17 protein-coding genes are annotated in these 13,428 nt (G+C 33.2%); 8 read left to right on the top strand and 9 right to left on the bottom strand.

Translation table 11 applies throughout. The annotated features are described in order from the left end of the window. Positions 1 to 140: 140 nt before the first annotated feature. Positions 141 to 437: a hypothetical protein gene (locus tag ACE199_RS23020; protein ID WP_375351853.1), complete on the bottom strand. Its 297-nt coding sequence runs from the start codon at positions 435 to 437 to the stop codon at positions 141 to 143. Between the two features lie 406 nt (positions 438 to 843). Between ACE199_RS23020 and ACE199_RS23015 the strand changes: the two genes are divergently transcribed. Further along, entirely contained in the window at positions 844 to 1,761 is a 918-nt protein-coding gene (locus ACE199_RS23015; protein ID WP_375351852.1) for a hypothetical protein, read from the top strand. 103 nt (positions 1,762 to 1,864) lie between these two features. Here ACE199_RS23015 and ACE199_RS23010 read toward each other — a convergent pair whose 3' ends face one another. Continuing rightward, positions 1,865 to 2,146, bottom strand: coding sequence for a hypothetical protein (locus ACE199_RS23010; RefSeq protein ID WP_375351851.1), 282 nt, complete (start codon positions 2,144 to 2,146; stop codon positions 1,865 to 1,867). Positions 2,147 to 2,661: 515 nt separating this feature from the next. Continuing rightward, positions 2,662 to 3,633: a quinone oxidoreductase family protein gene (locus ACE199_RS23005; protein WP_375351850.1), complete on the bottom strand. Its 972-nt coding sequence runs from the start codon at positions 3,631 to 3,633 to the stop codon at positions 2,662 to 2,664. A 202-nt stretch (positions 3,634 to 3,835) separates the two neighbouring features. Between ACE199_RS23005 and ACE199_RS23000 the strand changes: the two genes are divergently transcribed. From ACE199_RS23000 to ACE199_RS22985, 4 genes are all read left to right on the top strand, one after another. Continuing rightward, positions 3,836 to 4,204 (top strand): winged helix-turn-helix transcriptional regulator, encoded by a 369-nt coding sequence (locus ACE199_RS23000; protein ID WP_375351849.1) that lies wholly within the window; start codon positions 3,836 to 3,838, stop codon positions 4,202 to 4,204. A gap of 213 nt (positions 4,205 to 4,417) precedes the next feature. After that, positions 4,418 to 4,633, top strand: a complete 216-nt coding sequence (locus tag ACE199_RS22995) for a hypothetical protein (protein ID WP_375351847.1) — start codon at positions 4,418 to 4,420, stop codon at positions 4,631 to 4,633. Between the two features lie 739 nt (positions 4,634 to 5,372). Beyond that, positions 5,373 to 5,579, top strand: a complete 207-nt coding sequence (locus ACE199_RS22990; RefSeq protein WP_375351846.1) for a hypothetical protein — start codon at positions 5,373 to 5,375, stop codon at positions 5,577 to 5,579. A 594-nt stretch (positions 5,580 to 6,173) separates the two neighbouring features. Then, positions 6,174 to 6,356, top strand: coding sequence for a phage holin family protein (locus ACE199_RS22985; protein WP_375351854.1), 183 nt, complete (start codon positions 6,174 to 6,176; stop codon positions 6,354 to 6,356). A 158-nt stretch (positions 6,357 to 6,514) separates the two neighbouring features. On the opposite strand, the gene ACE199_RS22980 is transcribed toward ACE199_RS22985, so the two are convergent. Continuing rightward, complete coding sequence (locus ACE199_RS22980; protein ID WP_375351845.1) at positions 6,515 to 6,817, bottom strand: hypothetical protein; 303 nt, start codon at positions 6,815 to 6,817, stop codon at positions 6,515 to 6,517. A gap of 317 nt (positions 6,818 to 7,134) precedes the next feature. Between ACE199_RS22980 and mobQ the strand changes: the two genes are divergently transcribed. After that, complete coding sequence (mobQ, locus tag ACE199_RS22975; RefSeq protein WP_375351844.1) at positions 7,135 to 8,847, top strand: MobQ family relaxase; 1,713 nt, start codon at positions 7,135 to 7,137, stop codon at positions 8,845 to 8,847. 30 nt (positions 8,848 to 8,877) lie between these two features. Here the strand turns inward: mobQ and ACE199_RS22970 are convergent, their stop codons facing one another. From ACE199_RS22970 to ACE199_RS22950, 5 genes are all read right to left on the bottom strand, one after another. Further along, positions 8,878 to 9,372 carry a hypothetical protein gene (locus tag ACE199_RS22970; protein WP_375351843.1) on the bottom strand — a complete coding sequence of 165 codons (495 nt, stop codon included), beginning with the start codon at positions 9,370 to 9,372 and terminating at the stop codon, positions 8,878 to 8,880. 745 nt (positions 9,373 to 10,117) lie between these two features. Further along, positions 10,118 to 10,705 carry a MarR family transcriptional regulator gene (locus ACE199_RS22965; RefSeq protein WP_375351842.1) on the bottom strand — a complete coding sequence of 196 codons (588 nt, stop codon included), beginning with the start codon at positions 10,703 to 10,705 and terminating at the stop codon, positions 10,118 to 10,120. 191 nt (positions 10,706 to 10,896) lie between these two features. Then, positions 10,897 to 11,175 carry a DUF5839 family protein gene (locus ACE199_RS22960; RefSeq protein WP_375351841.1) on the bottom strand — a complete coding sequence of 93 codons (279 nt, stop codon included), beginning with the start codon at positions 11,173 to 11,175 and terminating at the stop codon, positions 10,897 to 10,899. A gap of 71 nt (positions 11,176 to 11,246) precedes the next feature. Then, entirely contained in the window at positions 11,247 to 11,570 is a 324-nt protein-coding gene (locus tag ACE199_RS22955) for a hypothetical protein (RefSeq protein WP_375351840.1), read from the bottom strand. A 195-nt stretch (positions 11,571 to 11,765) separates the two neighbouring features. After that, complete coding sequence (locus tag ACE199_RS22950) at positions 11,766 to 12,392, bottom strand: MerR family transcriptional regulator (RefSeq protein ID WP_375351839.1); 627 nt, start codon at positions 12,390 to 12,392, stop codon at positions 11,766 to 11,768. Between the two features lie 176 nt (positions 12,393 to 12,568). On the opposite strand from ACE199_RS22950, the gene ACE199_RS22945 reads away from it, so the two are divergent. Both ACE199_RS22945 and ACE199_RS22940 read left to right on the top strand, forming a co-directional pair. Beyond that, complete coding sequence (locus ACE199_RS22945) at positions 12,569 to 12,865, top strand: AbrB/MazE/SpoVT family DNA-binding domain-containing protein (RefSeq protein ID WP_375351838.1); 297 nt, start codon at positions 12,569 to 12,571, stop codon at positions 12,863 to 12,865. Continuing rightward, a complete protein-coding gene (locus ACE199_RS22940; RefSeq protein WP_375351837.1) occupies positions 12,865 to 13,191 on the top strand; it encodes a type II toxin-antitoxin system PemK/MazF family toxin in 327 nt (108 codons plus the stop codon). The genes ACE199_RS22945 and ACE199_RS22940 overlap by 1 nt, the downstream gene beginning before the upstream one ends. Positions 13,192 to 13,428: the final 237 nt, after the last annotated feature.

Raw genomic sequence — 13,428 nt, 5'->3', positions numbered from 1 at the left:
AAATAAAGCAAAAACCTTCCAAACTAAGTTCAGAGGGTTATTTGAGTTGTGCATTTTTAGTATAGCATGAAGTTATTTTTAATTTAAAAGATTTTTATTGACAAACTATTAGCTGGTTTAGTTTAAGTGTAATCATTCACTTATTTATGAAATGTATATTCATTTATATATTCTGGAGTATCACAGAGTGGACATTCTTCAAGTTGCTTTTCCTTTGCTAGAATAAAGTAAATCCCAAGAATAAAAGTAATTATTAAAATGACACAAATTACCCAATACATCAAAGGGAAGTTATGTACTACTGTTACTGTTGTAACTCCTGAATTCATATCTGTTTTTATTATTTTTTCCTCAACAGGATGATAAATCACGTCCATCATTAGGTATGTTAGTAAAGATGAAATAGTAAGAAATATTCCTACCGCACGTTTCATCATTTTCACCTCCTACAACCTTTTTGCTGTATACAGTTTAACATAAAAACAGAATCCTTATTGTACTAATCTTCCAATTAGTTGAAAAAAGAAAACTGAATGTCAAGTTTCAAAGAGAAATGAAATCTGAAGGAATTGAGAGAAAACGGAAGAATGTGATCTTCGATTATAAGCGCGATTTTTCGATTATTTCCCACCATTAAAACCCCTAAATTTGACCGATTTTGGCCAGATTCAGGGGTTGACTTCGTTTTTTTGTGCGTTTGACTTCCAGGATGGCACTTTATGTTAACTAGATTGGTATTTTGATTAAATTGTATCTTGTTCAACTACTATAACAACTTAATAAGAACTCTGTTATAATCAACAATATTATGAAAAAATGTAAATTATTTAAGGTGGCGATTTTTTGAAAAGAATATCCATATTATTCATTTTATTGGGTCTGTTATTTTTTGTAGTAGCTTGCACATCGAATAAAACTAATAAAGAAATAGAAAGCTCTGATTCCAATAATTTAATTTCCTATTATGAAACGATCAAATTAGAAGATGCTATTGAATCTTCTTTTAATAAAAAGGTGTTGAAGAAAAAAGGCTATCCAGATGGCTATGATTTAACCCTTTCTCGAGAAAAGAAAGAAGTCGTTCTCGTGATTAGACCTTATTCCAAGAAAAATTTTAATTATTTAAAAGATGATCTTCAAAGTAATATTGAAGAAGTATTGCAATCAAAAAAATATACAGATTATAAAGTAAAAGTTCTTGCTGATTGGAGTGACACTAATCAGACAGAAAGGCAAAAACGCGAGCAAAAAATTATTAATGAAATAGCCAATCAAATGAAACAGGTCCATAAAGTGGATGTTTTAACAGGAGCTATGTCTTCAGCCACTGACGGACGCATTGTACAATTGGACTTGATGTTTTATAGAAATGATAAAGAAATTACTGACCCAAATAAGATCAACAACTTTCATAAAGAATTTCTTAAGCTAGCTCAAGAAAAAGGATTCAATACTGGGAATATCCCAATACGTTTTAAACAAAATTTAAAGCGAGATTGGGAATTAAAAATTATGCCGTCAATAGATCAAGGATTGAAAGAAATAAAAGATCTTAAAGTTACGTCTACAACTATAGTAGATAATCATAATCCCATTATTGTTAATACTTCAATAGACAGTACAGATACAAAATCTAAAGAAATAGGAAAACATATTGAAAAACTTATAAATGAATTTTTTCAATATAAACAAATAAATAAATCATTTTCTGAACCTTATGAAATTCTTGTTCTAAGTGAAAACAATAAAAAAATAAATTAAGCACTAAAAAAGGGATCTTCAGATAAAGATCCTTTTTTAGTGCCTATAATGTTTCATTATGGTAACTAAATTGGTACCCTATGATTAAGCCTTATATATATTATTATTCGTCCCCACCAAGTTCAGTAGTGATTGTGAGGGTTTCTTCTTCATCCTCATCGGGGTCAGTAGTGATTGTAAGAGTTCTATTATCGATTCTAATTTTATAACTTATGTTCCAAGAACTTTTTGTGACCTCAAGTACAGTGTTATCTATTGTAAAATTCAAAACTATATCACTATCTCCATCCACAATGATATAACTATTTTCATTAGAGTAAACTTTAAAAGCAGAGTGTGCTTCAAGAATCCAACCGGTTGCTAATTTATGTGTCTTTATCTTCATATGCAATCTCCCTTTTTTAACTATATTGTAGCCCAAAAGGTTGTAAAAGTATCATAAAAATTAGGGTAGCGTCGGGATTTTGCGAATTTACAACGTTAAGGCAGAAAACCTTATATCAATAGGGTTTAATTTTTAATACAGTAATATATAGTATTGTCGAAACTTGTATTATAGTAATCTTTTACAATGTAAGCGCTTTCTGTTATCATGATAATAGGTTGGATGGCACGTGTGGCTGTCATAGTATCTGGCGTAGGTGGGGCCGATACCAGGAATAAGGCATAGAGGAAATGTCCTTTTTTATTTGCATAAAACGAGCCTTTTTTATGCAGTTTAAAGGTTTCTTCAAAAGATGAAAACGTTGATGGATCAACGTTGTATAAAAAGATGTATAAACGATAAAAAACAAACAAACGCCAAACCCTTGGACCATATGGGTTTGGCGTTTTTGCGTATTTCTTAAAATTGACTTTATGTTAACTAGTTTTGTATAGAGTATACACTTTTTTCTTTAATTAGATCGTAAAAATGATTTTTCCAATTGCTTTTCGTGAAGTAAGATGTGAAAATGCTTGATTCCATTGTTGTAGAGAGAATGTTGAATCAATAACTGGACGAATTTTTCCTTCTTCAGCTAACTGAATAATATGTTGAAGTGCTGATTGAATAACTTCCTCTGGGATAGCGTAAATACTGAATCCAATAATCTTCGTCGCTTTCGCTAAAAGATCCATTAGATTGATCGTTGTTTCCATACCAGCAGCATACCCAATACTTACAAGACGACCAGCTTGTGCTAAGGAACGAAGGAGCAGACTTGTTCCATTACTACCTACTGGATCAAGCGCTACATTAATACCGTGATCATTTGTAATACGAGCAACGCCTTTGACAATGTCTTCTTGTGAAAGATTAATAATCCCTTCTGGTTGAGCTGTTAAAGCTTGTTTTGCTTTTTCATCCGATGACACGATAGCAATTGGTTTAGCACCTAATGCTTTGGCAAGTTGAAGTGCTGCATAACCAACTGATCCTGTTGCGCCTGCTACTGCAACCCATTCATCTTTTTTAATTTCACCAGAATAGGTTAATGCTAAATAAGCAGTTAAATAAGAAACTGATAAAGCAGCACCTTCTTCAAAGCTAAAGTTCTCTGGAAGAGGAATTAATTGATTTTCAGGTACAACCATAAACTCTTGATGTGTACCGTCTTTGTTAACACCTAGCGCTCCACCTTGAATAATCACTTTTGACCCTTTAGGAAACTTTGATGAGTATTCTACAACTCCTGCCCCTTCATTTCCGAGAATAAGTGGAGGATTTTTAGCAAATGGTAAATGACCTGATTTAACTGTTAAATCAAGGGGATTTAATGCTGCAGCATATACTCTAACTAAAGCCTCACCTTGATTGGGTGTTGGTTTGTCTCTTGATTCAAGTACGATTTCAGCATTTTCTCCATATTTTTCAACAACTAGAGCTTTCATTTTATCAATTCCTCTCTCTACATTTTGTAAGTTTTATTTATGTTCAATTTGATTCATTGCTATCCATTTGACACACTATACTAATACTCATAATCAACTTGCTAAAAACTGTTGTAGGTTCGTTAAAGTGATTATAATATGTAACAATCTTTAATAGAAGTACGCACTATAAGGTGGTATAGTACCCATTAGGAAACCATTGATGAAAACAATAAAAAAATGGAGAAAAACACAACATATGAACATAAAAAAAAATGATCCAGTAGAAGCTACTTTAGAATTAATAGGGGGAAAGTGGAAGCCGTTGATCATTTGGCATCTAACAGATAAAACTATGCGATTCAATGAATTAAAAAAATCGCTTCCAAACGTTACACAAAAAATGTTAACTCAACAACTTCGTGAAATGGAGTACCATGGGCTTATTTATCGCAAAGTTTATGCTCAAGTACCACCGAAAGTAGAATATTCACTTACAGAACTAGGAAAGAGTCTATTACCTTTTCTAGAAATAATGTGTCAATGGGGAACTAATTATCTTAAAAATTTGAAGGATAAAGAAGAAGATTAAAAATGTAGCCATATATTGATTTCCAAACATATGTTTACAAAAAAGAGGTTGGGTATTCAAAAAGTACCCAACCTCTTTAATTACCGATAAGCGTGATTATGTGAACTAGATTGGTATAGAGTATGCATTCAATCCTTTAGGATCTTCTTCAACTAGTGGCAGGTTACTTAAACAAAGATTGTTAAAATATTTTCAGGAGGTGGGATTGTTAAAATGAGTTTACAAAATCAGATCATTATTGAATGGACAATTAGAACACATTATAACGATGTTTCATTTGCAGAGAGAATTGAACACGTAATAAAAGCACAAAAAGAACAACTCAAAGAAGGAGAAGCAATCGAAATTCATCAAATCGTCTATGTAGGTGAAATTAAGGAAAAAGAAAAAACATATTTAATTATTTTAAATATCGTACCAGAGAAGTAAATAACAAGGTTCATGCCTTAAAGGATAAATATACTCAAGAATAATAAATTGCATAAAACGTCCCTTTTTTATGCAGCTGCCAAGCTTCCGAAGAGGAAGGCAGAATATTTGAAGTGGAAATACTCACAAAAACAGGAAAAATCTTGAAAATAGAACAAGAAAATGATGATGATTTTGATAATCCTCATAATCCTTATAACAACCATAACAATGATTAAAACCATCCTTTCCTGAACGAACGGGTACTTAATTCAAGAACAGGACTGTCCATAGACGGTCTTTTTTAATACTTTTAGGTGTCCTATCTTCCTTTTTAACTAGACATATAACGGAGATTATATGACGAGTTAAGTGTGAAAACCCAGTTTATACTCGTCATATAATGTATAGAATATTATCCGATTCGTGCTGTTTTTCTCTGATTTAACTCAGCACATAATGTTGAAGAGTTTGTTTTCACCCACTTAACAAAACAAAAAAAGACAGTGGACCGGACTGTCTTTTTGATGTTCAACCAGTCAAGGAAGACGGAATAACTATGTCGTGGAACTTATCCCCTATATCCTATGTTCGTTTGAAGACCTTGGATCTATAGATGTTAAAAAAGGTCATCGTGAGGTAAGCGTAACAGCTTATCTTTTTTTGTAGCACAGGGTAAATATATGAGAATAAAAGGAGAGGACGAGAAGTATGTTAAAAAGGCGTTAAAGCTGCATGATGAAAGAGGAGGGAAAATAATATGGCATTGGAACTTTATAAACAACGCTATGAGGATATTATCCACTCTGATTTAATAGACAGACAAAAGGACTTGAAGCTGGTACAACTAATGATGGATATGGAGAGTGCTTTCTCTATACCGATGATAAAAAATGAAGCATGGAATGAAGGAAATAAAGATGTAATTCAATTGTTTCAACAGGTATCAAATAGCAGGAAATTATGAGGGAGGCTTAACTAACAGCTTCCCTCTTTTTTATTGTGGAGCTGTTGTGCAGGTGACTAAATATGCCTAACCAGGGGCCGTCTAATCCCTTGACACACAAGGAACCCCACGGGGTATATGGCATTTGTTAAAAAATATTTGACCAACTTTAATCAAAAAAGGGTAAATAGGGGGTATTTGGGGTATATCTCCATCCCTTATCTATCATTTCCCTATCATTTGCCTGTCGGAATATGATAAGAAACTATAGTACGATATATCGAAAAATAGCAAAATAACCCCCTGCAACAACCGTAACGGCTAATACAAGGGGCTTCGATAAAGAGTTACTATTATGGTTTAGGGATAGTTTTCCCTGACAACTGATAGGTTAATCACTCATTTTGTGATTATTAAATTTGCTATACGATTAAAAATCCTATCTCATAAATAATCCCCCCTGCAACAACCGTGGCGGCTGCTACAAGGGGTAGAGGAGAATTTTGGTTTTGACTATTTAGCAGTCTTTCCTATAAACACAAAAAAAATCCCCTGTAATAGCCATTACAGCTACTACAATGAGGAAGTAATGAAGAAAATTAACGGTTGTAAGAGATAGTTTATTCCCAATTAAAGGAGCATAGTACAGAATTTGCACCATGCCTTGTTAATCTTTTCTTTTATTTATCGAATGAATTATTATCTATTATTGAGAATGCAGGAAGATTAAACATACCAATGCCTGATGTCATTAAAAGAGCAGTAAAAATTCTTAAAGGAGAATCCGACGACAAGTAGGCAACCTTGTATCAATAGGATTTACCCTATTGGGAAGGTAACGATTTATTGATTTTCAAAGCTTTAAAGCTTTGAAAATACACTTATCAAAATTGATTAAATTTTCTTTGGAGTGGTTGGTCAGTTAGTTACCTTTTTCAAGAGTCAAGGAAGGGACGTCACCCTTCTTTTTCAAAGATTTCCCCTTTCTCTTTAGATTTTTCCAAATCAAGCTTTTTAAATATTTCTTCCTTATTCTTTTTAACAAAATCTTGTACAGCAAAAGCAACCTTCTCGGCTTGATCTACATCCTCAATCTCAAAATACTTCTCAAAAATCGCCCCTACTTGAATCAATCGTCGCGTACGCTCCTTCCTTTCTTTCTCCTTCATTCGGCTCTCCACCTGCTGTTTTCTTGCTTTTAATTGCTCCATTTTCTTCTCTAATTCTCGTAAACGTTCTGCATCTGTTTTCCTCGCCATCTGTCCTCATACTTCCGTTGGTTATAGGTTTATTCTATCTCACCAAGTTAAATTTTCCCACCTAAACAATAGCTACTAATCTATCAATGTGCTACAATCATCCCAACGAAATAAAATGAGGAAGGGCGCACTTATACATCGTACCGATGTGTGCGGTTCCTTCGGAACGAAAACACTGTCCTTCCGCAACGGAAGGACAAAAAACCATAATCGCCTTTCGGCGAAGCCAGAACAGAAAGTAAACAATCTTCGATTCTTCACTTTCCGTTCTGGTTAAATTGGATACGCGTAGCGACAAAAGAGAGGAGGTAAGAATCATGGCAATCTATCATTTCTCAGCAAAAGTGATATCACGAAGTAAAGGTCAATCATCTGTTAAATCTGCTGCATATCGTTCTGGTGAACGTCTTCATGATGAACGCACAGGAGAAACCAAAAAGTATAAAAGAAAAGTTCAACCAGAAGCTATGATTCTTGCCCCTTCTCATGCACCGGAATGGGTTCATGATCGTAACCGTTTATGGAATGAAGTTGAAAAAATTGAAAAGCGAAAAGATGCTCAATTAGCACGAGAAGTTGAAGTTTCTTTACCTCGTGAGTTATCCAATAAACAACAGAAAGAATTAATTATTAATTATGTTCAAGAGCAATTTGTAAATAAGGGAATGATAGCTGATATTGCTATTCACCGAGACAACCAAGAAAACCCTCATGCTCATGTAATGTTAACGACTAGAGAAATATCTGAAGAAGGATTCGGCAAAAAAAATCGTGAGTGGAACGATAGAGAATTATTAAATCACTGGCGAGAAGAATGGGCAAATCATGCCAATAAAGCATTAGAACGTGAAGGAATTCAAGACCGAATTTCCCATCTTTCCCATGAAGCTAGAGGAATAGAAGCGCTTCCTACTGTTCATCTTGGGCATGTTGCAAATGATATGGAAAAGCGTGGAGTACAAAGCGATAGAGGAAATATCAATCGTGAACGTCAGGAATATAACCGCCTTGTTGTAGATCTGCAAAAGTATCGAGAAGAAAAAAAAGCCCTGGAACAAGAAAAAGCACGCCAGCAAGAACAAAAAAAATCAGCTGAAAAATTTACTGCTGCTGAACTTGTTTCCCTGCAAGAAGCTTCTAAAATTTTAAATGCTGGACCTTCTCTGCAGAATATCGAAAAAAGACTTGAACAACTTAATAAATGGGAAAAGCGAAACGATAGTAATAATCAATTCATTCGTTGGAAAGATGAAGCAACCCAAACAGTTTCTAACTACTATCATGAAATTGATTTAGCAAACCAAAGAATTACAAATGCACAAAATGAAATCAATAATATAGGTTGGTTTCCAACAAAGCAAAATAGAGAAAAGAAACAAAATCTTGAAGTAAATATAGCAAATGAAAATAAGCAAATAGAAAATTATAAAGACAAGATAAATTCCTATAGTGAAAAGCTTAAATTTAATAGTCAACAAGAATTTAACCTGGTTAAAAAACAACATGAAATAGAGCGCCCAGGACTCTTAGAAAAAAACAGGGATACTCGTAAACAAATTAATTTTTATAAAGATACCCTTCATAAGGCTGAAAATGCGCTTAAAAATAGTTTTATTCGTGAAATAGCTAATAAGTATCCTGAACGACCAGAAGCTGTTTATATGAGCTATGAGACAGCTAAAAAGATTAATCAGGTTAATAAATCGAATAATAGGGTTGTCCCAATCGAAACCATTGAAAAGAATGTAAATCAACGAAAAACAGAAATTCAAAAGCTCTACGGTGAATTTGATCGTTTCCAAACCATAAAAGAAAGTAGTCTTGGAAGAAATGAACTTATTCAATCCCAAATATCTAAAGTTGAAAAAACAATTAATGCTAAACAAAGTTCACTTGGAATACTTGAAAGCATTATAAATGGTCTTGAACAAGCAAATAGAACCATGCAGCAAGAACAAAATCGCCAACAACAAACAAAAAATAAAACTAAAAGGAAAAATATTAAATCTAATAAAAGTATTGAACGATAAAACAAAGTACATTTTTAACTATGAAAGGCTTTATTTTGCCTTTTTAGCGTCTATCATTGCATTTATAGTATCTTTGTATTTATTGCTTGTGAAAATTTCTTGTGTAGTCATTTTGTGCATTTTATTAGCATGTCTTCTGAAATTGTTCGCTGCTTTCCACTCCTGGCATATAGGGCAAGGTAACTGATTATTGATTTTCCATTGATTCGTGGTGAATCGTTGTATAGTTGATTTGATTCGTTTTGAATTGTTTGTGACTACATTTGTATTCGCTTTTGTTTCATCCCCACTACTTTTGTAGTTATCTGTATTTGTTTCGACTGCAACAGCTGTTTCTGAATCTCTTTTGAGGCTCGCAATTTCACGTTCTACGAGTAGATTAACTGCTTCGCTTATGCTTAGACCTAGTTCGTCACAATATGCTTTAAAGTCGCTGTATAGGCTGTGAGGAAGTCGAGCCGTTAATACTTCTGTTTTTTCTTTTTGTTTCTTGTTTCGTGCAAATTGTTTTAAGTATGTTGTCATGTTATCCCCTCCAGTGTTTTGTGCTGTATTTATTCTGTATACATTATGATGTTTCCTGTATTGTTTTGATTAACAAAAAAACTGACAAGGTGAAATATCTACCAGAACCACAAAATAAATCTACAATGAGCCGAATCTTGCAAGTAATTTTAAAAAAACACATAATGTTATTGAATATAAAAAAGCTTAAAGTGTCGGCAAACACTCTAAGCTAATTGGTTTATATCACTAAACCGATTATGGAAATAACAACAGTTAATATTGCGCACACTGCGATAACTGTATCTTTATCCATAAAAAATTCACCACCTTGAAGAGCTTATGTAATTAGCAGATTACATAGGCTCTTTGTTTATTATCTTTATTATTGTAAAACTAAAGTTCGTATTTTGTAGAATCTACGGTAGTTTTTTTATTTCTCCCTTTCTTTTTCTGCAAATGAGTTTTTCCAAGCCCTATGCCTCCATAAATTGCCTTATAGACCGGTTTTGGCTGCCTTAAGTGCAGCCTTTTAGCCTTAAGGCTAATTATTTTAAAACGTAAAAAAATATAAAAATAGGGGTTGCTAAATAAAGAACGAATTGCTATTTAATATAAGAGTGAGAGGAACAAGATATTTAAAGTGTAAAAAAACCTTATATATCAAGGGTTTTGCGATTTTTCATAGTTGGTAATTTTGCCAACAATAGTTGGTAATTTTGCCAACTATGAAATTATAAAAAAAGAGCCACTAAAATAGTGGTCTCTAAAATAATCTTTCTGGAAGGTCTTTTAATTCCTTAGGCTGCTTTTTAAACATGGTTTGTAAAGTCAAATTAACATCATCTTTATTACCTGAATATATAATATTTGGATTGATATACAAAGCATAAGCTCTAGCATTAGAACCATCAACACCAGTTTCAGAACGTGCTATAACCCCTTTATCTATTAATCTTTTTACTATTTTGCTTACATTTGCTTTATCAATTCCTAATAAATCAGCTATCTCTGTTTGAGTAAGTGGAGTTTGATTTTTCTTTTTAGGGTCATCGACAATACAATTTGATAAAAATCCTATATTAGGAACTAGATCAACAAGAAAATTCTTTTCTGCACTAGTTAAATATTTTTTCATTCTCAAATAACCCCAATTCGCTTGTAATAGTTGAGCAAATTTAAAATTATTTTTAATCTTCTTTTCAGGAACTAACTTCATTCCTTTCGAATTTGCTTTTGCTTGAAGCTCATTAGCTTGTTCCATTTCTTCATCAGTTAAAATCTTTCCATTTTCTATATCTCTCAATCTTGCTTTTCTTTCAGCTTCATCAAAATTAACAATATTTTTTTTCATCTAATTCCTCTCCCAATATGGCAGGAATTAGCCCCAATATGTTAGAATATGAATATCTAATAGTAAACAAAGGGATACTAATTCCTTTCCCATTTTTTTAGAGAAACCGCCAGCCGTCCAAAGCTTTAGGCGGTTTTTCTAATTTTCCTATTTCGACAATACCAATAATTTTCCCTTTTTTCTAGCCATTATCAACTAACTGGTTCCTTTTTTGGTGCTCTTTCTATGACTTTAACCACTCTTTTATATCGCTTTTGTGTTTCCTCAAGTTCTTCTCGAAATACTTGCATCACTAATACACGTGCTAAACCACCTACAGTACGAACTAAAACAATATCTCCTTTTTGAATTGGCTTATTTCTCAAAGGTTTAGGTATATGCCAATGGTACATTTTCTGGGTATTCAATTTTATAATTCCATCTTTATTACTTGAAATATGAAATGCAGCTATCGTATTATTTTCCATCATTACCTCCCCCTATTTCACATAATCATTTTCTATTCTCCTATTTCGACAATACCAATAATCCCCTATTTTTTCTAACTATTTTCTATTTTCAATTTTAAACTTGCTAGAAGCTTATCATCCACTCGTTTTGGTTTATATCCCATTCTATCAATCAAAATACCTTCTATGACCCTCATACGAGCCGTATAACGCCTATAATCGCTTTCTGCAAAGTCTAAAGTATCTGAATCTACCACAACGCCTTCAGGGGCCTTCTGAACACTTCTCATAAGCCTATAGCATGTTGAACGTTCTTCTCTTACTAAACGAAGCAAAATTAAAAGATCATATGTATGGAAAAGCGAAAGCTCACTAAATGACAGCTCACATTGATCTAAAAACAAATGCTCTCTCAAATACGGTCGCTCCTTCTTCAAAGGTGCCACACAAAAACTACATAAATCCATATGTTCACTATTTTCTTGACCACAATATGAACAAATCATTCAATTCCAAAGCCTCCGATAAATAAATAATTTTCATTTTATTGCCTTAAAGGCTACAAGGTTGCCCTAAAGGCAACCACTAGTCTTTAAAACAACGTAATAATATTAACTAAATAGGCGTTTTAATCTGTTTAAAATACCTTTTTCCTCTATTTTTTCAATTGTAGAAGTACTTTGGAGCTTGTTTTCCTCAATCTCTTTTAGAACTTGTCTTGCAATTTCTTTTCTTTCTTGCAATAAAGCCATTTTTACTGCTTCATTCACTGCATTTTCAAAGCGATCTTGCATCACAATGGTCATTTCTTTCGTTAGTTCTTTTTTTAATTGTTCCAGTATTTCATTTTGCTTATCATCAAATTCTTGGATCAATTGGTTTTTAAACTGTTCCATTTGTTTTTCTTGCGTTATTATTGCGTTTTTATGATGTAAAACGCTAAGCGTTATTTCTGTGTTCTTTTCTGAATAATCCCCGTTATAAAAGCCTTTTTTAATCTTTTCAGCAATGATTTTGCTCACATCATTTAAAGGCTGCTGTAAATTTAGCAACTCTTTCATATTTTCAAAAGCTTTAATGTCTTTTTCATAGTAAATTCTTTGATTTCTTACATTTCGTTCAAATTCCACACCCTGGGCTTCGAGCTTTAAACTCCAATTCCGAAGGGTATCTGTAGCAATCCCTAACTTTTTGCTAATCGTTTTAGCAAAATAGCCAAATTCTTCAGCGTTATTCATGCATAATCACCCCGTTATTACATTAAATTTTAGGCGTTAACGCTCTATTCCCACAAGAAAAACGGTAAATAAAATTAATGAAAGATTGTTTTCCGTCTATTTCTTTTTTTAAGTGTATCATTTTTCGAAGTCGTGTGTATACTGTGTATATACAAAAAGAAACGGAGAGTGTTATAATGGAATCGAATGAAATGAATCATAAAAAAGAGGTGAAAATTATGGCGATGGCAACAACCATTCAAAAATGGGGTAATAGTCTTGCAGTACGAATTCCTAAAGATGTTGCTGAACGAGTTGAGATTCACCAAGGCTCTGAAATAGAAATGAGAGTTGTAGAGAATGAAGGAACAATTACATTAGTTCCTAAAAAACAATTTAAAAAATATTCATTAGAAGAACTCTTAGCACAATGTAAACCGGAAAATCGTCATGCAGAAATTGATTTTGGGGTAGAAGGGAATGAATTACTTTAATGTCAGCACCAGACCGTGGAGATCTTGTTTACGTGAATTTCAATCCACAAGCAGGGCATGAACAGGCAGGAAATCGACCTGGAATTGTTTTATCTCCAAAAATATTTAACGAGGCAACAGGGTTTGCAGCCGTATGTCCAATTACAAACACGATAAGAGGATGGGGCTATGAAGTCAAGCTCCCCGAAAGCTTGGCTTTTCAAGGTGTTATTTTAACCGATCAAGTAAAAAATTTAGATTGGCAAGCTCGTAATCTTCGAGTAAGAGGACAGGCTCCTGAAGAAATTGTGAATGATTGTTTAGCCAAGATACATACCTTTTTATAATTTGAAAAAACCCTCCTGAATTTTTGGAAGGTTTTTTTGTATTAACATAATGAACCTTATCGGATAGAAAAAAGGTTGTAATTTGCAAGCTTTGCTCTTAAACTAACGCATCCATTCGTATTATAAGGTCAGCCAGAGAAATCTGGTTGACTATTTTTTATTCAATTTATAGATTGATAGTAGCCGGGGTAGAACGGACGCACCCGTGGGACTAGATCCCGACAACTAAACTGTTCG

Origin of the sequence: Peribacillus sp. Hz7 (assembly GCF_042136355.1) — a bacterium.
Classification (GTDB): Bacteria; Bacillota; Bacilli; order Bacillales; family DSM-1321; genus Peribacillus; species Peribacillus asahii_A.
This window is presented reverse-complemented; position numbering and strand designations above follow the sequence as displayed.